At 47.1% G+C, this 25,089-nt stretch carries 27 protein-coding genes; 21 read left to right on the top strand and 6 right to left on the bottom strand.

The features are described from left to right. Window positions 1-214: 214 nt before the first annotated feature. Entirely contained in the window at window positions 215-955 is a 741-nt protein-coding gene (locus AC1XUF_RS00340; protein WP_483339559.1) for an SDR family oxidoreductase, read from the bottom strand. A 75-nt stretch (window positions 956-1,030) separates the two neighbouring features. After that, a complete protein-coding gene (locus AC1XUF_RS00345) occupies window positions 1,031-1,597 on the bottom strand; it encodes a Crp/Fnr family transcriptional regulator (protein WP_483339560.1) in 567 nt (188 codons plus the stop codon). Between the two features lie 428 nt (window positions 1,598-2,025). Between AC1XUF_RS00345 and AC1XUF_RS00350 the strand changes: the two genes are divergently transcribed. From AC1XUF_RS00350 to arsB, 5 genes are read left to right on the top strand one after another with little or no spacing between them, the layout of a single operon-like run. Then, window positions 2,026-2,358, top strand: coding sequence for an ArsR/SmtB family transcription factor (locus tag AC1XUF_RS00350; RefSeq protein WP_483339561.1), 333 nt, complete (start codon window positions 2,026-2,028; stop codon window positions 2,356-2,358). Window positions 2,359-2,407: 49 nt separating this feature from the next. Continuing rightward, window positions 2,408-2,968 carry a DUF6428 family protein gene (locus tag AC1XUF_RS00355; RefSeq protein ID WP_483339562.1) on the top strand — a complete coding sequence of 187 codons (561 nt, stop codon included), beginning with the start codon at window positions 2,408-2,410 and terminating at the stop codon, window positions 2,966-2,968. 25 nt (window positions 2,969-2,993) lie between these two features. Continuing rightward, window positions 2,994-3,488, top strand: coding sequence for a GNAT family N-acetyltransferase (locus tag AC1XUF_RS00360; protein ID WP_483339563.1), 495 nt, complete (start codon window positions 2,994-2,996; stop codon window positions 3,486-3,488). Window positions 3,489-3,499: 11 nt separating this feature from the next. After that, a complete protein-coding gene (locus AC1XUF_RS00365; RefSeq protein ID WP_483339564.1) occupies window positions 3,500-3,913 on the top strand; it encodes an arsenate reductase ArsC in 414 nt (137 codons plus the stop codon). Window positions 3,914-3,916: 3 nt separating this feature from the next. Continuing rightward, window positions 3,917-4,993, top strand: a complete 1,077-nt coding sequence (gene arsB, locus AC1XUF_RS00370) for an ACR3 family arsenite efflux transporter (RefSeq protein ID WP_483339565.1) — start codon at window positions 3,917-3,919, stop codon at window positions 4,991-4,993. A gap of 22 nt (window positions 4,994-5,015) precedes the next feature. On the opposite strand, the gene AC1XUF_RS00375 is transcribed toward arsB, so the two are convergent. Beyond that, window positions 5,016-7,439 (bottom strand): ABC transporter permease, encoded by a 2,424-nt coding sequence (locus tag AC1XUF_RS00375; RefSeq protein ID WP_483339566.1) that lies wholly within the window; start codon window positions 7,437-7,439, stop codon window positions 5,016-5,018. A 517-nt stretch (window positions 7,440-7,956) separates the two neighbouring features. Here AC1XUF_RS00375 and AC1XUF_RS00380 point away from each other — a divergent pair. The 7 genes from AC1XUF_RS00380 to AC1XUF_RS00410 all read left to right on the top strand — a co-directional run bounded on the left by AC1XUF_RS00380 (window position 7,957) and on the right by AC1XUF_RS00410 (window position 13,098). Further along, a complete protein-coding gene (locus tag AC1XUF_RS00380; protein WP_483339567.1) occupies window positions 7,957-8,955 on the top strand; it encodes a sensor histidine kinase in 999 nt (332 codons plus the stop codon). Beyond that, complete coding sequence (locus AC1XUF_RS00385) at window positions 8,952-9,716, top strand: LytR/AlgR family response regulator transcription factor (RefSeq protein ID WP_483339568.1); 765 nt, start codon at window positions 8,952-8,954, stop codon at window positions 9,714-9,716. Before AC1XUF_RS00380 ends, AC1XUF_RS00385 begins: the two co-directional genes overlap by 4 nt. Before the next feature lie 24 nt (window positions 9,717-9,740). Next, window positions 9,741-10,565: a CPBP family glutamic-type intramembrane protease gene (locus tag AC1XUF_RS00390; RefSeq protein WP_483339569.1), complete on the top strand. Its 825-nt coding sequence runs from the start codon at window positions 9,741-9,743 to the stop codon at window positions 10,563-10,565. 8 nt (window positions 10,566-10,573) lie between these two features. Further along, on the top strand, window positions 10,574-10,996 hold the full coding sequence (locus tag AC1XUF_RS00395) for a nuclear transport factor 2 family protein (RefSeq protein WP_483339570.1): 423 nt from the start codon (window positions 10,574-10,576) through the stop codon (window positions 10,994-10,996). 65 nt (window positions 10,997-11,061) lie between these two features. Next, window positions 11,062-11,418: a YciI family protein gene (locus AC1XUF_RS00400; RefSeq protein WP_483339571.1), complete on the top strand. Its 357-nt coding sequence runs from the start codon at window positions 11,062-11,064 to the stop codon at window positions 11,416-11,418. 82 nt (window positions 11,419-11,500) lie between these two features. After that, window positions 11,501-11,851 (top strand): TfoX/Sxy family protein, encoded by a 351-nt coding sequence (locus tag AC1XUF_RS00405; protein WP_483339572.1) that lies wholly within the window; start codon window positions 11,501-11,503, stop codon window positions 11,849-11,851. Next, entirely contained in the window at window positions 11,851-13,098 is a 1,248-nt protein-coding gene (locus tag AC1XUF_RS00410; RefSeq protein WP_483339573.1) for an RNA polymerase sigma factor, read from the top strand. The genes AC1XUF_RS00405 and AC1XUF_RS00410 overlap by 1 nt, the downstream gene beginning before the upstream one ends. Before the next feature lie 9 nt (window positions 13,099-13,107). On the opposite strand, the gene AC1XUF_RS00415 is transcribed toward AC1XUF_RS00410, so the two are convergent. After that, the gene (locus tag AC1XUF_RS00415) at window positions 13,108-13,374 is read right to left on the bottom strand and encodes a hypothetical protein (RefSeq protein ID WP_483339574.1); all 267 of its coding nucleotides are present in this window, start codon (window positions 13,372-13,374) and stop codon (window positions 13,108-13,110) included. Between the two features lie 141 nt (window positions 13,375-13,515). Between AC1XUF_RS00415 and AC1XUF_RS00420 the strand changes: the two genes are divergently transcribed. From AC1XUF_RS00420 to AC1XUF_RS00450, 7 genes are all read left to right on the top strand, one after another. Beyond that, window positions 13,516-13,782, top strand: coding sequence for a hypothetical protein (locus AC1XUF_RS00420; RefSeq protein WP_483339575.1), 267 nt, complete (start codon window positions 13,516-13,518; stop codon window positions 13,780-13,782). A 108-nt stretch (window positions 13,783-13,890) separates the two neighbouring features. Further along, on the top strand, window positions 13,891-14,256 hold the full coding sequence (locus AC1XUF_RS00425) for a DUF2147 domain-containing protein (protein WP_483339576.1): 366 nt from the start codon (window positions 13,891-13,893) through the stop codon (window positions 14,254-14,256). 282 nt (window positions 14,257-14,538) lie between these two features. Continuing rightward, window positions 14,539-15,858: a TolC family protein gene (locus tag AC1XUF_RS00430; RefSeq protein WP_483339577.1), complete on the top strand. Its 1,320-nt coding sequence runs from the start codon at window positions 14,539-14,541 to the stop codon at window positions 15,856-15,858. A 9-nt stretch (window positions 15,859-15,867) separates the two neighbouring features. Next, window positions 15,868-16,995 carry an efflux RND transporter periplasmic adaptor subunit gene (locus tag AC1XUF_RS00435; protein WP_483339578.1) on the top strand — a complete coding sequence of 376 codons (1,128 nt, stop codon included), beginning with the start codon at window positions 15,868-15,870 and terminating at the stop codon, window positions 16,993-16,995. A 154-nt stretch (window positions 16,996-17,149) separates the two neighbouring features. Next, on the top strand, window positions 17,150-18,391 hold the full coding sequence (locus tag AC1XUF_RS00440; protein WP_483339579.1) for an ABC transporter permease: 1,242 nt from the start codon (window positions 17,150-17,152) through the stop codon (window positions 18,389-18,391). A 20-nt stretch (window positions 18,392-18,411) separates the two neighbouring features. Beyond that, window positions 18,412-19,086: an ABC transporter ATP-binding protein gene (locus AC1XUF_RS00445; RefSeq protein ID WP_483339580.1), complete on the top strand. Its 675-nt coding sequence runs from the start codon at window positions 18,412-18,414 to the stop codon at window positions 19,084-19,086. A gap of 37 nt (window positions 19,087-19,123) precedes the next feature. Further along, window positions 19,124-20,011 carry a DUF6268 family outer membrane beta-barrel protein gene (locus tag AC1XUF_RS00450; RefSeq protein WP_483339581.1) on the top strand — a complete coding sequence of 296 codons (888 nt, stop codon included), beginning with the start codon at window positions 19,124-19,126 and terminating at the stop codon, window positions 20,009-20,011. A 143-nt stretch (window positions 20,012-20,154) separates the two neighbouring features. On the opposite strand, the gene AC1XUF_RS00455 is transcribed toward AC1XUF_RS00450, so the two are convergent. Together AC1XUF_RS00455 and AC1XUF_RS00460 are read right to left on the bottom strand one after the other, a co-directional pair. Continuing rightward, window positions 20,155-20,787, bottom strand: a complete 633-nt coding sequence (locus AC1XUF_RS00455; RefSeq protein ID WP_483339582.1) for a hypothetical protein — start codon at window positions 20,785-20,787, stop codon at window positions 20,155-20,157. Window positions 20,788-21,173: 386 nt separating this feature from the next. Next, the gene (locus tag AC1XUF_RS00460) at window positions 21,174-22,850 is read right to left on the bottom strand and encodes a hypothetical protein (RefSeq protein WP_483339583.1); all 1,677 of its coding nucleotides are present in this window, start codon (window positions 22,848-22,850) and stop codon (window positions 21,174-21,176) included. Window positions 22,851-22,916: 66 nt separating this feature from the next. On the opposite strand from AC1XUF_RS00460, the gene AC1XUF_RS00465 reads away from it, so the two are divergent. Both AC1XUF_RS00465 and AC1XUF_RS00470 read left to right on the top strand, forming a co-directional pair. Next, window positions 22,917-24,101 carry a sensor histidine kinase gene (locus tag AC1XUF_RS00465; RefSeq protein ID WP_483339584.1) on the top strand — a complete coding sequence of 395 codons (1,185 nt, stop codon included), beginning with the start codon at window positions 22,917-22,919 and terminating at the stop codon, window positions 24,099-24,101. Further along, window positions 24,098-24,829: a LytR/AlgR family response regulator transcription factor gene (locus tag AC1XUF_RS00470; protein ID WP_483339585.1), complete on the top strand. Its 732-nt coding sequence runs from the start codon at window positions 24,098-24,100 to the stop codon at window positions 24,827-24,829. Before AC1XUF_RS00465 ends, AC1XUF_RS00470 begins: the two co-directional genes overlap by 4 nt. Window positions 24,830-25,089 lie beyond the last annotated feature (260 nt).

The raw sequence follows: 25,089 nt of genomic DNA on the forward strand, positions 1-25,089 counted from the left end.
CGTAATCCCGTAAATTTAGATCAGATTCGCAGAGATACCGGCGTCAGCCTGATTCGGTAGAGAAGTAAGAGGAAACGTTTCGATTTTGCTCCAATCCAGCCGCCCATTCCATCGCCAGCCTGGAAATTACGGGGAAGCTGACCACCTGATTTTATTTTGGGCCGACCAGGTCATTTCGGTCTATTCCATTCATAACTGAAAGCGTGGATTTAACTTACCACGGGATTTCGCCGGTTTCCGGATTGCTCTCTTCACTGAAAAATTTGCCTGTCGGTCCGTTTTCACTAATCAATGCGTATTTGATGATTCGCTCGGCAGCGACGCTTACTTCTCCACCATTGAAGTACGTAAAATCAGTTTTGGTCAGACCTGGGCAAACTGCGTTCACTTTGAAGTTGGTATCTCGCAATTCATAAGCTAAGTGAACAGTATACATATTCAGCGCAGCTTTGGAGGCGGCATATACACCGTACTTCGCAAAATGATATGCCGGCCAGTCAGGATCACTTTGAAGGGATAATGATCCAACGCTGGTGCTGACGTTGACAATCCTGGGTTGGGAAGCGTTTTTGAGTAAGTCGAGAAAGGCGTTGGTTACATTGACTGCCCCAATCACGTTGGTTGCAAATGCCGCCTGGTATTGTTCAGGCTTTGATCCGATCACCGTGTAGGGAGTCTCTCCACCATTGATACCTGCATTGTTGATCAGCACATCCAGGGCAGTCGTCTTTTTACCTATCTGCGTTCGCGCAGCTGATACCGATTGCTCATTGGTTACGTCCAGCAGAATGGCTTCAACATGCGCAAGTCCCTCGGATTTTAGTTTGTTAACGGCGTCCAATCCATTTTGCTCTTTGCGGCTTCCGAGGTAAACGTAAAAACCGTTTCTTACAAGTTGCCTTGCCGTTTCGAAGCCAATTCCTTTATTAGCCCCAGTTATCAATGCTGTCTTCATTTTCTTATTGGTTTAATGATGCAACAAAACTGCGCCACCAGAAAATGTGATTTTTTAACATTTGGTAAAAATAGATCAGCGGATGCTCTTTCGGATCCGGCTCAACGACTGTTGGGTAACGCCCAGATAGGACGCGATGTAAGCAAGCGGTATGCGGTTGGCGAGCGAAGGGTGGTTTTCCAGGAATTCTAAATAACGGGAAGTAGCATCTTGTGAAATGACAGGCCCTTTTCGTGACTTCTGATACATACAAATCTGCACCATTTTGTTCTTGATGTTATGCCAACCAGCGATGATTTTAGATAGCTCTTCCCAGTGCTGTTTTGAAAAAACAACTAGCCTGCAATCCGTGCATGCTTGTAAGTATTCGGTAGAGGATAGGTTCGCTTCAAAATTAACATAGTCAACAACCAGATTGCCTTCGCTGATCAGGCAGCGCGTAATCTCTTCACCTTCCTTATTGTAGTAGCAACCTCGGATCACACCCTCGACCACAAACCCTACCTGCCTGGGTATTTTTCCAGCCTCGGAGAAGTAGTCGTTCTTTTTTAGCTCCACTGCTTTAGCCCTTATTGCAATCAATTGTATTTGCTCAGTATCCAGGTGTCCAAACTGTAAGGCGTATTCGATGAACTCTTCCATATTGGCAAATTAGTCAAAATCAGCTTCGGTGTTTCCATCACTTGGTTTAAGGCTTGTATATTTTGTGGCGGGCCAATGGAACGACCTTATGGAGAATTTACCCAGGATGGGTGTGCCCCAATCGTCTTCTTTATTCTCGATTCAACGAACCAGACAAAAGAACGAAATGAGCGAAGGAGAGAGGGGAGGCCGCGGGTTGTTGACGTTAGCCGAAATTAAAGAACCAGACCTTATTGGCTATATGTCGGAGTTGGGATTTGAGCCAGTAAAAGTACACAGTGCAGATCACTGGCATTTGTCTCCCATGCGGGAGGAACGGACTGCATTGACGTTGGGACATTTGTTTGGAGGCAGAAATACTGAGCAGGGACTTGAAAAAATATTGATCGTAATATTGCAATTAATATTTTCGACACTATATTTGCAGCATGGGACTTACGAAAACCGAGATATTCACCGAACAAGAGAACCGGATCGCGGATCTTGCAAAGGCATTTGCACATCCGGCACGGGTAGCAATACTTCAGCTCTTGATTGCGCGGAAGGCCTGTGTATGCGGAGACTTGGTTGAGGAGCTGGAATTGGCCCAGGCGACAGTTTCTCAACACCTCAAAGAGTTGAAGCGCATCGGCATTATTCAGGGGGAGATCAATCCGCCACGTGTTTGTTACTGTATCAACCCCGAAGTCTGGGAAGAGGCGCAAAAAACGTTTGGCATTTTGCTAGGTAGCTTTGCGACGTCTCCCACTTGCTGTAATTAAAAAAATTTGAGCAAATCTATCGTAATATTACATTTAAACAACAGGAGTTATGATGAACCAATTAAATCCAATGACCTGGGGTGACTTTAAAAACACCCTGGAACAGAACCCGGAACTTCATTTGCTATTCCAATATGAAGAGGGCAAGTTTGTTGATAGTTCTTACCACATCACTGAAATCAAGCAGGCACCTATCGTATCGGTAGATTGCGGCGGGCAAATGAATAGTTGGACAGAAGTGATTGTACAGCTATGGGAGCCATCTGTTAAAGAAGTAGATCGCTCGATGAAAGTCGGCAAGGCTCTCAAAATCGTCAATCTGGTCGAAAAGTCTCTGCCACTCAATCCAGATGCCACAGTAAAGATCGAATTCGGCAACTCGAAATTTGATACGCGACAAATGTACCCGGGTGAGTTTGCAGCTGACGGCGAAACATTCACGGTACATTTGGTTCCGGATTTTACGCAGTGTAAAGCGCTTACGCGTAAACAAAGCTGCGACCCTTCATCGGCCGTTGCGTCTTGCTGTGCTACTGCGAAAGAAACACCTCAATTGGCAGCAATTGGCGAGGATGCATCGAGCTGCACACCTGGTGGAGGATGTTGCTAATTCTTTCATCACGACGAGGACATCAATGACAATAAGAAATTTGGAGCCAACTGATTGGCCGGCAGTGAGAGAAATATATTCCGAAGGGATAGCAACAGGCCAGGCTACCCTTGAAACCAGTCCTCCGGAGTGGCAGAACTGGGACCAATCCCATGTTTCTGAACTTCGGTATGTGGCGGTTGACGAAAACGGTAACGTTTTAGGATGGGCAGCCCTCACACCCGTCTCCGGGCGCTGTGTGTATGCAGGTGTTGCCGAAGTAAGTGTTTATATAGGCAGTGCTTTTCGGGGCCAAAAAATTGGCGATCAGCTCTTAAAGCATCTGATTACTGAAAGTGAAGAAAAAGGGTATTGGACGTTACAGGCGGGAATATTTCCAGAGAACCCGGCCAGTATTCGACTACATGAAAAAAACGGGTTTCGCATCATCGGCTATCGCGAGCGGATTGGAAAAATGGGAGGCGCTTGGCGAAATGTCAACCTCCTCGAACGCAGAAGTAACATCATTGGAATAAATTGAAAATAGAACAAATGAAAAAAGTATTAGTGTTATGCACAGGGAATAGTTGCAGAAGCCAAATCGCTGAGGGCTATATCAGGCATTTTGCAGGGAATAAGGCCGTAGTATATAGTGCAGGGGTTGAGACGCATGGCGTAAATCCCAAGGCCATTGCGATCATGGCCGAAGATGGGATAGATATCTCGAAGCATACATCCAACAACATTGATGAATATGGAAATGTTGATTTTGATTTCGTGATTACTGTGTGTGACAATGCCAGGGAGCGTTGCCCCTATTTTCCGACCAACGCAAAGAAGTTCCATCACAACTTTCCTGATCCAGCCAAAGCCACGGGAACTGAGGAGGAGGTAGTCCAGGAGTTTAGGATTGTGCGGGATATGATCAAAACCTACGCACAAACCTTCGTCAAGGAAAATATCTAACCTATGTCTGCAAACAATTGTGCCCCTGCGGCAGACCGAAAAAAGCTTGGTTTTTTAAATCGCTATTTAACTATATGGATTTTTCTGGCAATGGCCTTGGGTGTCGTTTTAGGCAACTTTGTCCCCTCCGTGCCTGATTATATCAACGGTTTTTCAAGCGGGACAACAAACATTCCGCTTGCAATCGGGCTGATCCTGATGATGTACCCGCCTCTTGCCAAAGTAAAATACAACAAGATGGGGGAGGTATTTAGAAATACAAAGGTCATGACTGTGTCCCTGATCCTGAACTGGATCGTAGGTCCGGTCCTCATGTTTTTGCTGGCGGTCGTCTTTCTTCCCAATCATCCGGATTATATGATTGGACTGATATTGATTGGTCTTGCGCGCTGCATTGCGATGGTTCTCGTATGGAACGAGCTTGCAGAGGGAAGCAGGGAGTATGCCGCAGGTCTTGTAGCGCTTAACAGCGTATTTCAAGTGTTGCTGTATAGTTTTTACGCTTATTTCTTCATTACTGTCTTGCCTCCTTGGGTCGGTCTGAAAGGATTGGAGGTCGATATTACGATTGCTGAAATCGCCGCAAGTGTTGGTATTTACCTGGGCATCCCGTTTGCCGCCGGAATGCTTAGCCGATTTGTACTTACGGCGTTAAAAGGAGAGCAATGGTATGAAACAAGGTTCATTCCGTTTATTTCTCCTGTAACGTTAGTTGCACTATTAGCCACGATCATATTAATGTTCAGTTTGAAAGGCGAACTGATCGTTCAGCTTCCGGGCGATGTTCTTTTGATTGCCATACCACTTGTTATCTATTTTGCGATCATGTTCCTGGTGAGTTTTTTTGTAGCTAAGTCACGCGGAGCAGATTATTCACAGAATGTATCCATATCCTTTACTGCATCTGGTAATAATTTTGAACTCGCTATCGCAGTCGCAATCGGGGTTTTCGGGATCAATTCCGGTCAGGCTTTTGTGGGGGTTATCGGTCCGTTGGTCGAAGTGCCAGCTTTGATCGCGTTGGTCAATGTAGCGTTTTGGCTTCGTGACAAATATTACAGAACAACAGTTACTCAGTGATCAACAAGAGGGAACTCCCGGATTATTCGCTACGCAGGGTTTTGACGGGATTCATCAGCGCAGCTTTGACACTTTGAAAACTTACCGTTACCAGGGCAATTGCTACGGCAAGTCCGCCCGCTACGGCAAATGTCCACCACTTGATGTCGGATTTATACGCAAATTCCTGTAACCACCAATTCATCGCATACCAGGCAATGGGGGAGGCCAGAATAATAGCCAGACCGACTGGTTTAAGAAAATCCCTGGATAGCAGCACGACAATGCTTTCCGTACTGGCTCCCAGCACTTTTCGAATTCCAATTTCCTTCGTGCGGTTTTTAGCCGTGAACAGGGCCAGGCCGAAAAGGCCCAAACAGGCTATACTAATCGCTAAAAGCGCAAACCAACTCAATAGGGACGCTACCCGTTCATCGGATTCGTATTGTTGCTGGAAATGATCATCCAGAAAAAAGAACTCAAATGCATTACCAGGAAATGCTTCCTGATAAACTTTTTGAAGCATTGTGATGGATTCCCGAACCTCATTGCTACTCAGCGCAATCGTGAGATAATTACTGTTCCACGGAATATGCTGAAAAATAATGGGACGATTTGCCGTTTTCAGAGATTGCTGATGGAAATCATCGACAACACCGATAATCTTTTTGGGCAATACGTTGCCAATTTCCTGTTTGATTGCCTCTTCAGCGTTTGCGAAGCCAAAAGCCTTTAACGCGCTTTGGTTGACGATAACCGATTCGTTATCAAGTAGCAGATTTGCATGGAAGTTTCGCCCCGCCAATAATCTGATCTTATAGGTCGGAATGAAATCTTCGTCAACGGCCAGCATATTGCATAGTTTATAATCGGCACTAGCCTCATGGAGCCGCTGCAATTCGTCCGTCCAGAAAATTTCCTGGCCCGGAACTTCCGAGGAAGCCGTCACCTGCCGAACGAACGTATGCACTGATAGCTGATCCTTAAAAAAGCGGATATCATTGGTAAAGCTTTCTGTTCGTAATACTTTGGGCGCTTTGATGATCAGCTTTTGTTCGATGTTCATCCCTAGATCCTGCTTCTGCATGAAATTGAGCTGCTGATTAATCATCAGCGTGGCAATGATCAGGAAAATCGAAGCTGTAAACTGAAACACGACCAAGGCCTTGCGGAACCGTTCGCCACCAGCCTGTTTAGGCAAATACCCTTTTAAAATGGCTATTGGTTTGAACGAGGAAAGGATAAAAGCAGGATAAAATCCGGAGAGAAAAACCCCCAGACAAACTATAAACAGGGATACGGTCCAAAACAGGGGTTTCTGAAGTCCTGAAGAACCGTTGGTGGGCTCGTTCCAGTCAGTGAACAGGTTGAGCACCAGTAAAAAAAGGCCGACCCCAATGAATACGGATAACAGGTTAGTGCCGAAGGATTCAACCAGGAACTGTTTAACGAGCTGTCCTTTTTCAGAACCCATTGCCTTACGAACTCCCACCTCTTTTGCCCTTTCAACACCTCTTGCCGTGGCCAGGTTGATATCATTAAGCCAGCCAATGGCCAGAATCAGAAAAGCAACGAGGATAAGCACATAGACGATCACAATTTTCCCGTTTGCCTCGACTTCCGAGGCAGTTTGCGAATGGAGGTGAATGGCACGAAGCGGTTGGAGAACGAACCTTTGTTTGCTCTTATACCTTCTCAACCGGTTGCCAATATGTTTTTCGATAACACCGGAGAGCCGGCCTTCCAGGGCCCTGGGCGACGTTCCCGGTTTCAAGAGCAAGTACGTGTAGAAATTCGCCCAGTACCAGCCTCCATTGGCAAATTGCTGGTTTTTGAGCAGATTTTGGATGGAAAAAACAAAATCGAAATGGATGTGACTGTTCACCGGGATATCGGCGAAAACACCCTCTACCACGTAGTCGCCACCCTGCCATTCTGTACTCAGCCGGAGCGTTTTGCCGATCGGATTGCTCCGACCGAAATATTTCCGCGCCATTGTCTGGGAAATCACGACGGACTCAGGCCGACGCAGCACCTGATTGGCAGAACCTTTTAGTAACGGGAATGAAAATATGCTGAATAAAGAAGAGTCTGCGTAAAATGCTTTTTTCTCATGATAGCTAACCAGTTCGCCCGTTGGTTTCCGGTAACTGATCATACCATCTGCCCGATGTAACCGAACGAAATTTTCGACCTCAGCGAAAGTTTCTTTGATGACCGGAGCTTCGGCATAGTAGCTGATGACGCTGCTGCTCGTCATAACGCCCTGCTTGTAATCGTCGAGCCGAATACGATAGATGTTATCTGCATTGGTATGGAATTCATCGTAGCTAAACTCAGAGAAAACATACTGAGCAATGAGTAGGAAAGCAGCTATACTGGAAGCTAACCCAAAAATCATGATGAATGAAATCGCCTTATACTTTAGCAGGTTACGCCAGGCAACTGTGATGTAATTTCGAATCATAGACAACGTGAAATAATGATCAGATAGTGGGTAGGTGTTCTATCCTCAGTACCGCAGCTAAATGTATAACTTATTTATTAGTTTAAGAACTAATAAATAAGTTAATTTTGTAAAATCAGTTTTGTCAACAACTTAAATCATATCATTGTTGGTCTGTGCTGTTACCGCGCCTGACACCTGATGACTTTAGAAATAGATTGCACCCACAGTTAAATTCCCTCAAACCGTCTATTCATGGTACTTCGAGTCGTATATGGGTGTCAGTAGTCCCGGCGAATCGGATTTCGGAGACGGATGTTGCATAACTCATCATTAAATATTACTGATTTAAAACGCGAAGTCCACTGTAAGTAAAACCGTGCAAACTGCGGCACCTACGGGACTCTCGCCCCGCTGAACGAAGGGTTTATACTACACCAGCATTACTTCATCGTATTTGCCCGCTTTACAATATTATTTGCCTGCCTGAACTGTCTTTTGGAAATCCAGTAGAAGGCAGGTTGATTACTTTTGTACTATGAAAAAACAGAGCTTGATTCCCGGCCTGATCGTATCGTTAGGCGTGTCGCTGATCGCGGCGTTGCCAAGGATCATTCGTATGGAAAGGTTCGAATTTCGACTTGTCGCAATTAGCATTGCCTATAATTTTACCTTCTGTGTTTGCTGCTGGCTGGCCCACCAGTTCATATTGAGCAGGTCGGGACGACTGAACTTCAATAATGGTTTGTTTGCAGCCATTGCTATTGTCGTTGTCAGCAGTTTTGCCTTTTTGCTGGATCCGGTTTTCTCATTGATGAGTCACCATGCACTGCTGCTGCCGGAAATTGCAGAAAGCAAACGCCCCTATATTCTGATGTTGCGCAGCCTGGTGATCAGCGGCCTGTTCTACTTCATTGCTTATTACCTGTACATGCTGACGGAAAAGCAGCGGAACATTTTGGAGATCGCAGAACTGAAACAGGCACAGCTCGCAGCCAACCTGTCGTCGCTGAAAGAACAGCTAAGTCCTCATTTCCTGTTCAATACGCTCAATACACTCAGCACCCTGACCCAGGAGCAGGTGGTAAAGGAATATGTGTCTGAGCTGGCTGACGTGTACCGGTATGTACTCCAGTATAAGGAGGCTGATACGGCGACCCTGGCACAGGAGCTTGATTTTATCGATTCGTATTTATACATCATTAAAACGAGGCTGGAAGAAGCCATCCAGATACAGATCAGTGTAGACGAACGTTTTCTGGGCAGGAAAATGCCTCCGCTCACGCTCCAGCTGCTGCTCGAGAATGCCATCAAGCACAACATTGCCTCCTCGTCCAGGCAACTGAAAATTGAAATCAGAAGTACCACAGATGGAATGCTGGAAGTTGCCAATAACGTGCAACCTAAAACGTCGGTGCAGCATACGACGGGTATCGGGCTGGATAATGTAACACAACGCTACCGCCTGCTTTTTGATAAGGAAATCAGCATCGAGAAGACCGATTCGATGTTCATTGTAAAATTACCGCTTGTATGATCAGGGCATTAATTATCGAAGATGAGGCCAAAGCAGCAAGGGAGCTTGCCGGTTTGCTACAGCATATTGATGGGGACATACACGTATTGGTTATGCTCGACTCCGTTGAACAGGCCCTTGCCTGGTTTGCGGAGAACGAGCAACCGGACCTAATCTTTTCCGATATACAGCTGGCCGATGGGCTGTGTTTCGATATCTATAAACAGGTGGCGATCAAAAGCCCGGTCATTTTCTGCACTGCTTTTGACGAATACCTGATGGACGCCTTCGACACCCATGCTGTGAGTTACCTGCTCAAACCCATCACCCGCGCAAAGATCGAAAGGGCGCTGGACAAATTCCACTCCCTGAAATCAGTCTTTGAAAGACAGCAAGAAGGGCAAAAGCTGGTCGGCCTGCTCAGGCAGGTTGGTCAGGCCTACAAAACGGCTTTGCTGGTTTACCAAAAAGAGAAAATAATACCCGTGCAGGTAAAGGACGTCGCATTCTTCTACCTGGATAAAACCATTGTGAACATCACTACCCTGAACGGGCAGCGATACCACCTTTCCGGCAAGCTGGATGAGCTCGAAAAAATGCTGGATCCGGCGTTGTTCTGCAGGGCCAACCGCCAGTTCCTGGTCAGCAGGAGTGCCATTATCAATGCTGAAAAGTTCTTTGCCCGTAAGCTTGTGATCAAACTTACGGTAAATACGCCCGAAACCATTGTCGTGAGCAAGGCGAAAGCTTCCGAATTCCTGCAATGGCTGGAAGGGATCTGAATAACGGAATACAAAACCTGATACATGGAAAAGCAAGAACCCGCCTCAAATCCTTTGATCGTCTATTTCACGCTGGCCTATCTTATCAGCTGGGCTATCTGGTTTCCATTATACAGCCCCGCCTTCGGAGTGGATGGGCTGCCTGTGCTGCCATTTCATCACGGTATAGGTGGACTGGGGCCGTTGATTGCGTCCTTTATCACCACTTGGCTTTTTGAAGGAGAAAGGGGCCTGAAAAAGCTCGCGCGGGAAATGGTAAAAATCAGACCGCTGTTGTACACGGCCATTGCTTTGTTTGCTCCCTTCCTGCTTGCAGTGATCGCAGCCTTTATGAATAATCTGTTGAATCATCAACCGACTGAGCTCTCGGGCCTTTTTATCGCCAGGGAGTTCCCCCAGTTTAATTTCGTCGGTTTCCTGCTGTACAACCTGCTGTTTTTTGGTTTTGGCGAAGAGGTGGGCTGGCGCGGTTTTGCGCTGCCCCGTTTGCAGGCCCGGTACAATGCATTATGGTCGAGCTTGATTCTCACGCTGTTCTGGGCGCTTTGGCATTGGCCGCTGTTTTTATATCGCCCCGGTTTTATGGATATAGGTATAGCCGGCAGCTTCGGCTGGGTGTTCAGCCTGCTTACGGGGAGTGTCCTGCTCACCTGGCTATACAATAGTTCAAAAGGCAGCATACTGGTATGCGCCATTTTTCATTCCACCATTGACATTGCTTTCCTGGCCGATTTCACCGATCAGAACATCGTCAACTACATGGGCATGCTGATTACCGTTTGGGGTATTGCCACGATTGTTATTTTTAAGTCTAAAAATTTATCAAAAACCGAAAGGATAAAACGATGACGGAGCTGATGATACAGCAAATAAAAAAGTTATTCGCGGCAGTGGATGAGCGCGATTGGCAAAAGGCCATGTCGGTGATGGGTGACAGCGTACTACTCGACTATTCATCCATGAATGGCAACCCACCTGCCGATCTTTTCCCCAAAGAGATCACCGATACCTGGGCGGCCTTCCTTCCTGGTTTCGATAAAACAAAGCACGACGTATCTGATGTGAAGATATCGACCGCAGACACGACAGCCACCGTGCATTTTAAGGGCGCGGCGCAGCATTGGATTGGAACAGAAAGCTGGGGCGTAACAGGAACGTACGAAGTGATTCTGTCGCGCTCTGATGAGGCCTGGCTGATTACAGCCATGAAGTTCAATTTTGAGAACCAGAGCGGCAACACCGGCCTGCCTGCACTGGCCCAGGAAAGGATGAAAAAATAATCCGGCCGATTTGTCCCCGAATGGGGGATCGATCGTCATAGATACGAACATAAAAACTTTGAGCAATGAAAGAATTTGTTTTGATTTTCAGAAACAGTGTAAACGAAGATTTCAAACCTTCGCCCGAACAGATGCAACAGGTGCTCACAGACTGGATGGGCTGGATGGGTGGTATTGCAGCGCAGGACAAGCTGGCCGATAAGGGCAACCGCCTTTCCATGTCCGAAAGCAAAACGGTAAAACCAGACGAGGTGGTAACCGACGGGCCTTACACCGAAGTGAAAGAGTTTATCAACGGTTACATCATCGTAAAAACCGCCACCATTGAAGAGGCGGTGACCCTGGCAAAGGACTGTCCCATCCTGAAAATCGGCGGCAATGTGGAAGTCAGAAAAGTGGTAACTCCGGAAGATAACAGCTAAATTGTTGCCAGGAAAATGAACCTCAAAATGACGGCATTCCTTGTCGTCATTTTAGCTTTTTGTACAAATAAAAAGAAACAGGATGTCTTACGATTTAAAACTGGCTGACCGCATTCGCGCTTACCTGGCCGATGTTCCTGGAGTGGAGATCGGGGAAAAGGAAATGTTCCGTGGCGTCACTTTTATGGTCAACGGAAAAATGTGCGTTTGTGTAAGCGGCGAGGAGATGTTGGTCCGTTTTGACCCAGTCTTGCAGGATACCTTTGCAGAGCAGGAAGGTTTTCGTTCCATGATCAGCGGTGGCAGGGCTTACAAAGGTTATGGCTATATCAGTCCTGACCGCATCCGCAGTGAGAAAGACTTCAGTTTTTGGATGCAGCAATGCCTTGATTTTAATCCCAGGGCAAAAGCCAGCGGAAAAAAGAGAAAATAATGCAGGCACAAAACAGCTCCGTCGACACGCTTCTGCCGCACCTGTTCCGGCAGGAGTATGCAAAGCTGACTGCCGTACTGAGCCGTGGTTTTGGGTTGGAGCACATCGAGGTTGCAGAAGACATCGCCAGCGAAACCTTCCTCAAAGCCACCGAACATTGGCCCTTACACGGTATTCCCGATAACCCCGCCGCATGGCTGTATACGGTCGCAAAGAACAAGGTAAAGGATTACCTCAAGCGCCATCAGGTTTTTGAATCCCGCATCAAAGCGGAAATAGCACCCGATGAAGCCATACCCGGGCAGACGTTTGAGTTTACTGAAGACATCATTGCCGACAGCCAGCTTTCGATGATATTTGCCGTGTGTGATCCTGCTAATCCACCCGCTGTACAAATCTGCCTGGCCTTACAGATCCTTTGCGGTTTCAGTGTCGAAGAAATCGCAAACGCCTTTCTGCTGAACAAAGAGACCATTAAAAAGCGGCTGCAGCGAGGCAGGGCCAATTTACGGTCCGGGCGATTTCAGTTGAGGAAATTAAATGAAGACGAAAGCAGCGCCAGGCTTGATGCTGTTTTAAAGACCTTATACCTGCTGTTCAACGAAGGATATTTCTCTCAGAATGAAGATACCTTTATTCGCAAGGACCTGTGTTCCGAAGCGATGCGACTGGCACTGTTGCTGGTGGAAAGTAGCCTCACAGACAGGCACCGGGCCAGTGCGCTCCTTTCCCTGATGTGCTTTCAAAGTTCCCGCCTCAATGCGCGCACGGATGACACCGGGCAAGCCATATTGTACGAGGACCAGGACAGAACGTTATGGGACCAGTTTTTGATCGAAAGGGGGAATTACTATCTCTTCAGGGCCTTCTCGACCAAAGAGGTATCGACCTATCATCTGCAGGCTGCCATTGCCTATTGGCACACAACAGACGTGGAGGAAAAATGGAAGCATATCCTGCAATTGTACAACCAGCTCATTATCCTGGAATATTCACCCGCAACAGCGATCAACCGTGCTTTCGCCCTCGCCAAAGTGCATGGAAACGCCGTTGCCATCCAGGAAGCCGGAAAGCTGTCGATGCCCGAATACAGCTGCTATTACGGGCTGATGGGCTATTTACATAAAGAGACGGATGAGCGGCTCGCCATTACTTACTACCGGCGGGCCGTAGCATTGTCCAGGTCAAAGGTTGAAAAACGGACGCTTTTGAAGCAAATAGCTGCCATAACTCCCGGTAAGCCTTAAAGATAAACATCACTGAGTGGTGGGCGCCGTGGTTACCGGCCGCCTTCCACCACTCATGCGTGGTAAAGTCAACCCCTGCCTCCCCGGGCCAGCAATATTGTTTTCACTTGCGGTGGCCCGGACAAATTGCAGATCCTTCACATAACCGGGCAAGAGGGTAGGGAAGAAGTTGCCTGCGTTACCGTACGATTTGCCCGTTTGCCACAGATTGTCCTTTTCGGATGACGGGTTTCCATTCAATTTTACAGGAGCGGAAAGAAAGCTGCGTGTTCTCATCAGAGCTGCTGTTATGATGATGGTTGGTGGTAACCGCCTGCTTCGATGCCCGGTATGTCCGTTTCGTTTTGACCTGATGGATACTTTTAATAGCCCCTGCCAAGGTCGAAAGCATAATTGTTCACATTTAGAATTGTAAAAATGAAAAAAGTAATCTTTTCAATGGCGCTGCTGACAAGCAGCCTTTGGGGTGCCGACGCCTCTGCACAAGTATCTGTCTCTGTTAGATTGGGCGTGCCTGTTTATTGTCCCCCACTGCCTGCGAGGGTGGTTGTCGTTCCGGCTGAGAGGGTGGTGGTTGTAAGACCTGCTCCCATCCCGGCAAAACCTGTTGTAGTAGTGCAGCCCGCTCCACCGCCGGTGTACGTGTTGGCAAGACCAAGAAGGAGAGTCGTCGTTTACCGGTGAAAAAGTTCTCAACCCGACGGTAGTCTATGGAGGGTACTTGCGCTTTCGTAGCCGCAACACGCTATTCAGTTTACATCACCAACAAAAATTATAAAAATGATAAGAGCGATGAAGCCAATATTTATGATACTTGTTTTCGTAACAGGGTTGTTGACTACTGCATATACACAAACAAATACAGACTCTATTTTGGGTAAATGGACAAATGAGGACAGAACGCGTGTAATAGAATTTGTAAAAGCAGGCACCGGCTACGATGCGTTGATCAGGGAGGCACCCGACCACGAGATCGTTGGTAGGAAACAACTGACACGGATGGTGTACAGCAAGGGTATTTATACCGGCAACGTATTGCTGCCCAAAAAAGGGAAAAGCTATCCCTGTACTGTAAAAATGAAAGCAGACAGTACCATGGAACTCACAGCAAAGGCAGGATTTATGACTAAATCACAGGTCTGGACAAGGGTTAAGTAGCCGTCGTAATTTTGAAAAGACAGGAAAGCCGGGGTAGAAACGATCCATTGTTTCTGCCCCGGCTTTCTGCTACCCCGTGTAGGACGTTCCTGCAATAGACAAAACGAATCTTCATGGCCCGGCTGCCGTGATCCTTCTGGTTGCCGGCGGCATAGCAGGAGGCAGGCTAATCGTAACCTGCCCGCCTTAGTACGTTGTTTGCCTGCTTTACCCATAAAGCGGTTCTTGGATCTAAATGCATTGGTCAATTTTACAGCTGTAAAGCCAAGCAGCTTGTTGACGATGATAAACCTAAAATTAATACTTCTGTTGCTCCTCCTTTGCACGGCCCGTTTTTCCGGCCAGGCCCAGATCAGGTTTAGATCGCTAGAAGAAGTGTTCGGCTATGCAGATCAAAACGCGGTCAGCATACAAAGCGCCAGAGATCATCAGCTGATCGCGGCTTCAAAGAACAAGGCCGCGAAAGCCGCCTTGCTTCCGGCTGTGAACGCTTCGGCCGGGTTTAATGACAACATTACCCTCCAGCCCACGCTGGTTCCAGCGAATCTGTTCAACCCGGCGGCACCAGTGGGTACCTTCAACGAATACACTTTTGGGAGGCAATACCTGTACAGCACGGGTATACAGGCGAGCTGGGACGTGCTCAATTTTCAAAAATGGTTCGAGGTGAAAACCTCCCGGGCGACGGAAAAGCTTAGCGAGGCCAATACCCGCAATGCCAGGTTTCAGGTATACAACCAGCTGGCGCAAACCTATTATTCCATCTTGCTTACTGAAAAATACATCGGCATTGCCAGGGGCAATATCGCGGCATCGGACAGCATTAACCGCATCGCGGAGGACAAATACGAAGCCGGTTTATTTACCGAAGAAAACCTGAACCGCAGCAAAATCCAGCATATACAGGCTATACAGCAGGAAAGTAGCCTTACGGCGTCACTGGCTCAGCTGTACAACCAGTTCCAGTCGCAATTGAATACCTCCGAGCAGGTAATACTCTCCGGCGGGCTGGCTACGCTGGTGGCCATCAGCAGCAACGAAGAAAGTGCCAGCCTCATTCACCCGCAAGTACAGGTCCAGCAGGCGCAGCTGCAACTCGATGAGCAGCAGCTCGCACAAAGCAGGTCGTTGCAATATCCCACGCTTACAGTGGGCTACCAGTACAACCGCAACTGGGCCACCGATAAAATGTTTGATTTGTCAGCCGCCAACAACCTGCCCCAGCAATTCTGGGGTGTCAAGTTAAGCATACCCATTTTCAACGGTCTGTCTGCCAGGGAAAGGATCGCCCAGGCGCAAATACAGCTCCATCAGCAGCAACGGGTATTGGACAATCAGGCACGTGTAACGCAAAAGGAAGACGAGAACCTGCAAATTCAGTACCACCAGAGCATGGAGGACCTAAAACAGCAGGAGGCGATCTTGCTGCTCCAGGGCAGCAGCGACAGGCATGTCAACGACCGGTATGAAAGCGGGATCATCGGCCTGGACGAACGGCTCGACAAGTTCCAGGACCTGCTGCTGGTGCAAAACCAGTACATGCAAAGCCTGAGCAACTATTACATCAGTTATTACAAGCGCTATCTGCGGATAAAACTTTAAGTCAACTCAATGAAGGCGAACAGCACAACAATGATGGTAACCCTACTCCTGATGTGCCTCTGCGCATGCAACAGGCAGCAGGAAACCCACCCGGTCAGGAAAAGGCTGCAACAGGCAATTTTTGCCAGCGGCCACCTGGAACAGGAAGACGAATATGTGATCGCCGCCACGGCGGATGGGACGATCAGGGAGCTGAATATGAGAGAGGGGGATAACCTTGTCGCGGGGCATATCCTTGTCCGTATCAAAAGCGAGGTTCCCCGCACCCAGTTGCAGGAGGCACAGATTGTATACAACGATGCCCGGAAAAATGCCGCTTTCGAGGCGCCACAGTTAGCGCAGTTACGGTCACAGCTCGAAGTGGCCAGGGCACAGCTCGACCAGGATCAGCGTAACTATGAACGTTATACGGTTTTGCGAAGCAAAAATTCAGTATCGCAGCTGGAATTTGAAAAGGCCGCACTGCAATACGAAACTTCGCAGGGTAACCTGGTGGCGTTGGAGAAAAACTATAGCCAGGTACAAGATGCGCTGCGCCTGAATGCCGACAGGAGCCAGCAACAGGTAAAAACACAACGGGCCATCTTGAGCGACTACGAAATCAGTGCGGATAAGCCGGGAATCGTGCTGGATGTGCTCAAAAAAAGGGGCGAGTTGGTCCGCAAGGGCGAGGTGATTGCCAGGATTGGCAGCGGCCGCCACATCATGAAACTTTTTATAGCGGAAGACGATATTACCCGGCTCAGCACCGGCCAGCACGCCATTGTGCAGATGAATAACTATCCCGACACGGTCTTCACCGCCACCATTACCCGGATATTGCCTGCATTCGACCAAACGGAACAATCCTATATCGTGGAAGCCGTGTTCGTGAGCCCGCCGCCGCTATTGTTATCGGGTACTCAGTTGCAAGCCAATATCATACAGGACGGAACCAGGCCTGTGCTGGTGATCCCGTCGGCGGCTCTGGTAAGAGGGCAGTTTGTTCAGATGAAGGACGGAACGGAAAGGGCGATCAGGACCGGGCAGAAAGCAGGTAGCTGGATAGAAGTGAAAGCGGGACTCACCGAAAAGGATATTATCCTTTTGCCTGGGGACAAAAACAAAAAACAAGGAGCCGAACTACCGGGCACCTGAAATGACCCACCACCGAAATAGCCGTATGGCCGCTGTAAAAAAGTAAGCGCAGTCGTATTTCCAACGGCAATATAAAAGGCGCGGACAGAAACCCCTCGCACGACAGCAATGGATTATTTGCGGGATTAAGCTGGGTCTTATAAGACGAAAAAAAATGGCAAACGTTAATACGAAAATATCCTGGGTACACCTGACCTCGAAAATAAGGCAGCTGATCGTGGCGGTGCTGAGCGTCACCTTCGGCATATCGATGTACATTTTCATGAACAGCTTTATGAACGGTGTGAACGGGGCGCAAACCGAGATCACCTTCACCACCATGTCACATATCAGGGTGTACAACGATCTGGGCGGTGAGCCAACGCTACTTATCCCGCAGAAAACGGGTGATGACACTATCCTTAGTGTGAGCAATGCCAGGCATATCAGCTACACGGAGGGCATCAGGAATGCGGATGAGGTCGTGCAGGTGCTGCAAAAGAACAAAGAGGTGGTAGCCGTTGCCGAACAGGTCAATCAGAATGTGTTTTTTCGGAACGGGGTGACCAAAGTAAGCGGAACCCTGTCGGGCATAGACGTAACCAACGAGGTCAGGATGTTCAATACTAATCAATACATGACTGAAGGCCAGCTGAACGAGCTGGACAGGCGATCAGATGCGGTCGTGCTGGGGACAGGCCTGGCTGGCAAGCTCAGCGCATCGGTGGGGGACAATGTTACGCTAACTACATCGGATGGCGTCAGCAAAATCCTTAAAGTGACCGGTCTGATGCAGACGGGAACAGGCAGCGTGGACAAGAGCCGCGCCTTGATCTCCATCAATACGGCCAGGCAGCTGCTTTCCAAAAATAAAAGTTATGCAACGGAAGTGCTTGCCAATATCGGCGATTATAACAACGCAAAAGCAGTGGCCGGTGCCGTTCGCCCCGATATCAACTATAAAACAGAAGCCTGGCAGGAGGGCAATGGGCAGTTGGAGTCGGCGAACACACTGCGGGATATTATTGCCATTGCCGTTTCACTCACCATATTGATCGTGGCCGGGTTTGGGATCTACAACATTATGAACATGACCGTCAACGAGAAAATGCGGGAAATAGCGATCCTGAAAGCAATGGGTTTTGACGGCAAAGACATTGTCCGGATTTTCCTGGTACAGTCTGTAATAATTGGCCTGATCGGCGGTTTTGTCGGGCTGCTGCTCGGGTTTGTCATTGCGTCCGTTGTGGACCGCATTCCCTTCAAAATCGCATCATTCGACACGCTCCCGATCTCTTACCTGCCAACTGACTATATCCTGGCGATGGTCTTCGGGCTGATCATCACATTTGTGGCAGGCTACTTGCCAGCCCGCAAGGCGTCCAAAGTCGATCCGGTGGAAATACTCAGAGGCTAATCATTTAATCGTGTAAAAAAATGAACGCAGCATTATCCGCAAAGGGCCTCAATAAATATTTCCAAGAACCGGAAACATTCCAGGTATTAAAGGATGTGGGCTTTGAAGTAAAAAAAGGAGAGTTTGTGGCCATCGTCGGCAAATCAGGCTCCGGTAAATCGACCTTGCTGTACCTGCTCTCCACGATGGATACCGATTACCAGGGAAGCATCGCGATCAATGGCACCACCGTTACCGGGCTTAGCCAAAACCAGTTGTCACGGTTCCGCAACGAGCATATCGGGTTCGTGTTTCAGTTTCATTACCTGCTGCCCGAATTTTCGGTGTTGGACAATGTGATGCTGCCCGCACTCAAACTGGGGAAAAGGTCAAAGGAACTGGTAGAGGCAAAGGCCATGGAACTGCTGACGATGCTGGATATCAAAGGACACGAAATGAAGAAGGCATCGAAAATATCAGGCGGGCAACAACAGCGGGTGGCCATTGCACGGGCGCTGATCAACGAGCCGGCAATTATTATGGGAGACGAGCCTACCGGCAATCTCGATTCGAAAAATACGAAAGTAGTGTTTGACATCTTCCGTCAGTTGGCTAAGGAAAGAGGACAAACCATTATAGCCGTCACGCACGACGATGAATTTGCAGCGAATTGCGACCGTGTCATAGAAATGGTGGATGGGAAAATAATGCCGTGAGTAAATCAGGATCAACTGTATTGATTAAATCAAAAAAATGATAAAATATTTCGGCCTGTTCCTGCAGTTTCTTCTGGTCTCGAGCGTGACCCTGGCTCAGGAAAGGGATGTGGCCACTATTAACTATGCTGTTTCCGGATTCACGTATAACGATACCTCGGCCAGTGCCAGGCAGCTGGATGTAAAGTTCCGGATGCCCTTATACGAAAAGAACAAAAGCATCGCGGGTGCGACCGTCGGATATAAAAATATAAACCTGCACCATTTCCCTTCGGGCTATACCGCCACCCTGCACGGGTTTATTTTCCAGGGAATTTGGATGTACAGGATCACGGCCCGCCGAAGTTTTACGCTTTTTGCGCAGGCGGGTTTGTTTTCAGACCTAAAAGACATCAGCAGCAAGGATTTTCGGTACAGCGCAGGGTTCCGCTACCGGTTGAAGTATTCCGATAAACTAAGCACCGGCTGGGGATTGGCCTATTCCAGGCAGTTTTTCGGCAACCAGGTAGTGCCCTTTATCGATGTTGATTACAGGCCCAACGACAAGTGGAGCATCAGCGGCCAATTCCCCGTCAAGCCCCGCATCTTGTATCACGTTAGCAAAAAGCTCAGGGCAGGCCTTGAATTGAATGGCGAAGCAGCCAGCTACCGCCTGTCATCCAACGAGAATAACAATCAGTTTATCCAGATCAATCAATGGACCGGGTTTGCAAGACTCGAATACCAGTTTGTTAAATCCTGGCAGTTCCACTTCTGCATCGGAAGGAATTTCAAACAGAGCTATAAACTGTATAACGATGCTGCCACAACGCCCTGGACCATTATTACCATCCCTTTTGGCAGCAAGCCTGATCCGGTACAGAAAATTGACAGCAAGGGCCTGAACATGCAAATAGGAATTTCCTTCAATCCGTTTGCTGATTGATGTATCCTGACTGATGCCTATCCAAAAAATGTCTCGCTGAAGAGGAGCTGTTGGGTGGGTAGTGCCTTGGGGGATGCCGTTGCCTGATTGCGGATGGGAGGCTTTTTTATACCCCCCATCAAAAAGTCGCATATCCTCCGTGATTATTTGTCTGCTTTGCTCAGTTGAAGAATTTGGATTGACCCTCCAGCACTGTATCCCGATATTTGGACAAACAGATGATCTCCCTCCTTTCTACGGATTGCGTAAACTTTCACCACATTGTTGGTATAATCAATCGAACCCTCTTCGCCGAAATAGGTAGCCTCGTCTTTGATACGGTCTAGTTCTTTCTGCGGTACTCTTCCTTGAAATAACAGCACGCCCCCGGCTGATGTGATCAGGTCTTTGTAACTCTTTTCAAAGTACGGTAAAGACCATTCTTTACCGGTAACACTTGTCAAAAATGCTTTATAAACCTTCCCTTCTACAGGCACCATCCCTTCACGCGTCGGAAAAAACAGACGATCAAAATCGCGGGTAAGCGGCTTATTCAGAGGAACTATACCAGCAGGAGGATTAAAAACCGGAAACGCGGGCAATTCCTTTTCACTGAATGGAAGTTTGCTCACATCAATCGAGTCTGCAAGCACATTTTCGACCGCTTCCTGCGCAGATGGCGTGGTACCCGCTTGGCGCACGGATTCTTTACGAAGGGTATCTGCTTTGCCAGATTGATTGCAGGCAAAGAACAAACTCGTCAGAATTGCGGACATTAAGATTTTCCTACTTTTCATTTAATGGGCTGTTTTTGTAATGGGTAATAGATCAATTATCGCATGGAAGTAAAAATTCAAGCCTGTGAACTGCAATTTTCATCCAAATCACCAGCAACTTTTGATAAAAACACTTTTTACCTGTAAACCCCAGGGAACTCAGTCTCCAAGCCCAGGACTTAACTGCGGTTTTGGGAAATTGCATAGTTGACTGTGAAACAGGCGCGATCGATTTTCGGCAGGGTTACGCTCCCGTTCGTCGCTTACAAGTGATGCTTGAAATGGCGATCATTAAGAGGCAGATAATTTGTGTGATTTTCACTGGATTTCACAGTAAGAGTTTAATGAAAATCCATGGGAGGACTGCTCGCGCTGGTAATCGTTATTTGTGTAAAAAGTTTGCAAATCTATTTTTGAACCACAAAACTCAGATCATTTTCCCAAACTACCTTCCTGTCTAACCCTAATTTAAAATTCGATCGTGTAAACTGCCTGTCTGGATTGATCTTCTTTGTAAAGATCTTCTTCCCGTTTAGATAGATATTTATTTTTTTACCGTAGTCAACCATTTCCCGGTTTAGCTTTACGGAAAATGAAGCTACGCAGCTGGTTTCAATGTGGATACTGTTGCCCTTCCTCACCGCCCTGATTGCGCCCGATTTATGGGGGTATGCAAAGGCCATCTCTTCGCGGGCAATGATTTTATTAAAATCATTATTGTCAATCCATTCGGCTATTTTAAAATTAGGATCGGTCTGCCAGTCGGCTTTATTTGAAAGCGTATCAAGATGGGTAATCGTAATCCAATCTGAAGCCCCGTATTTTACATGGTCTGTTTCAAAATAAATTTTATCGGGATACGGATTCCGGACGCGCGTTTCCATATCCTTAAACATTTGAGCCATGGGCTCCAACGACTCTTTCATGCCCGGAAACCAATGCGGGAAGCCCTTATGAAGCTGAGTATGCCAGCTCACACCTAATGAATTTGCCAAACTGTCGATCGTTTTGACGGCCTGCGGTGGGTAGTAATAATCCTTGTTGGTCGTAAAATTGTAAAAATGCCGCGTCATGCCATTTTGCATAAAAGTGCCGCCGATGTACACTTTGGGTCTTGTATTCATACCGTAAAAACCAGCGTACAGTGTCGGCGTTTTCACCAGGTAAGTAAAAGCTCCGGTAGCCCCATTTGAATGGCCAAGCATTTTAATCCGGTTGTCATCGACATTTAAAAAGGCCTTAAGGTGCATGACAATCTCGTTCACCATATCAAAGCCTCGTTCGGTATACATCCAGTTCAGCGTATTAATGCCCATTGGATAAATGGTGATATCGTTTTTTGCGTAGTCGGGGATATGCACACTGGTCATCCGGTAAATCAAAGGGATCAACTCAGCGCCGCCATACCCTTTATTATTTTTGACTGCTCCATGTAAAATCACCAGCGCCGGGCTTGGAACCGCCGGATCATACTCATCAGGGACATGTACATAAAAGGGAACGTCCGCATGGTCAATTCTGAGGAAGAGAACTATTCCGTTTTTTGTCAGGTATGGGGCAGGTGATTTGTATCTGAACAACTTCGCAAGTTTCGGATAGACATCTTCAGCCATATTTAACCCGTTTAATTGCGGTCTCACATCCAATGCGGTTTCAAACAACCTGGCATTCGCTTTTGCAGCTTCCCAGGCGACCCTTTCCCGTTCCCTTTCCGCGACTTCTGCCTTTTGTACCAATGAGATCATTGCCGACCACCGGGTATCATCCTTTAAAAAATCGAAGCTTTTCTCTTCCAACAGCTGATCGCTGAAAAAGGTATAATGGTTCAAGGCGTTATTGTGAATATACCTGTCCAAGGCTGCAAATGTTTTTTCCTTATCCTTTGCCAAACCCCAGGCTACTGCGGCCCTGTAAGCTATGCCGTTCGACTCCGGATCCGATTTATCCAGGTACAACTCATAATTGATTGCCGAGCAGGAATAGTCCTGTATCTTAAAACAGGAGTCGGCCTTGTCGATGTAATTTTGTCCACTGGCGTAGCTCAAAGTCAATACCAATAGTAGTGTTAACGTATTTTTTTCCACCCGATCAGAATTTTAGAAATTAGTCTATCGCCGGGCAAAATGAGAAGATAAATCAACCAGAATATCATGCGATTGATCAACAGCCAAAATCCATTGATGAACAGGCAGTTCGAAGAATTAAGCCTGTTTATCAATGAAATTGACCTGTTCATGTACTTCTGGCCATTTATAAGCAGGCCGGTGTATCTTTACACGATGGAACGAAATCGGCTCATTGCGTTGCATATTGCTTTCTGGTGCTTACTGTTCATCAGCAATACCGGGTCGGTGTATTTAAACGGCTCGTTTTCCGGCGTAGAAAACACCGGCGGGAACCCTTTTCTCAGACACTTCATCATCCAGGCAGGTTATATTACCCTACCAATTACCTGTTTTTATTTCAGTTATTTTCTTGTTGCTCCACAGCTGTTTGTAAAAAAGCGATATGTCTTCGCCGTATTCCATGCCCTTTTAACACTGGCCGCTCTGGTTGTCTTGCGTTATCTGTTGGAGTATGGTTTTTTCAAACCAGTATTAGGGTTTGATAATTACAGAGGTCATCCCTGGCCTGTAAAGGATTACATAGAGAATATATTCTTCTATTATTTTCCCAGGTATTTTGTATATGGCTTAATGTATTTTTTTGCTGAAAGCTGGTATAGAACCCAGCATTTGCAACAGTCACTTGAAAAAGAAAAATCTGCTGCCGAGCTTGCATTTTTGCGTTCCCAACTCAATCCTCATTTTTTGTTCAATACGATCAACGATATTTATTCACTTACCTATCAGAAATCAGAACAGGCCCCTGAGGCCCTGCTCAAACTGGCGGAATTACTACGCTATATGCTGCGGGAAAGTAATGAGGACTTTATGCCTTTAAGCGCCGAAGTTCAGTATCTTGAAAATCTCGTTGAACTCCAGCGCATCAGCGCCAAAGGCAAGGCATATGTTATATTTGATATCGACTGTCTGGTCAGTACACAAAAGCTGGCATCCTTGCTGCTTGTTTCCTTTGTTGAGAATGCCTTTAAGCATGGCGTTTTGAATGATACCACCAACCCCGTACGTATTCGTTTATCCGGTGATCGTGAATGCATCGAATTTTCAGTACACAATAAAAAGAATAATGGTCAAAAAGATCAGACAGGCGGCATTGGGTTAAACAACGTTAAAAGAAGGCTCGAATTGATGTACCCCGGGAAACACAGGCTTGAGATCGTTGACACACATGAGTTTTATACTGTTAACTTAGTCTTGCAAACAGGTTTATGACGATACGGTGCCTGATCATTGACGATAAGCCGCTAGCCATCGACATACTGGCTGATTACACAGGTAAGGTTCCTTTTCTAGAGCTTGTTGCCACCACAACCAATCCGATCGAAGGTTTATCCGTGATCCGCGAACAGGAAATCGACCTGGTTTTCCTGGATGTTCAAATGCCGGAACTAACTGGATTGCAATTTCTGAAAATTGCGGGCAAACAATGCCTGGTTGTACTAACCACCGCTTATGCCGAATATGCCCTGGACGGATTTGAAAATGATGTAGTGGACTATTTGCTAAAACCAATCTCGTTCGAGCGGTTTTATAAAGCAGCAGAAAAGGCGTACCGTATGCTAAGACAGGAACTCAATAACAATGTTCCAAGACAAATAGACGAAAAGACAGCGCCACAGCTTCCTCCCGCGGAATTCTTATTCATAAAAACCGAACATCGTATCCAAAAAGTAAATATCAGGGACATTTTATACGTGGAGGCGCTGCAGAACTATATATCGTTCCATACTTTAAACGGTCGCATACTGAGCTTGCAGCCATTGAAAAAAATCGAGCATCTGTTGCCGCAAAACGAATTTGTAAGAGTCCATAAATCGTATATCGTTTCTCTTAGACATTTAGCCAGTGTTGAACGTGGACGGGTATTTATCGGCGAAACCATTATCCCGGTTGGCGATAGTTACAGGGAGAATTTTTATAAACGAGTAGATCAAGGGTAGAGGCAGGACCGTTTAGGCTACCTTTGAAAGTGCCCATTTTACAATAGGGCATCTTCTGATGGTTGCCAACTGACGTGGTTCCCTTTTGGTTTACACTTTTTGCGGGTTAGTAAAATATTTAAGATTTCAACCCTCATCCCCTTTGTCGATAGTATTCACCCTTAAAGGCTGCCGGATTCAAATAGTTCAAAGACGAATGTACTCTTCTTGTATTGTAATATCCATCAATGTATTCAAATAGAGCAGAATTCATTTTTTTT

Source organism: Dyadobacter sp. HNCC25DJ185, assembly GCF_056895195.1.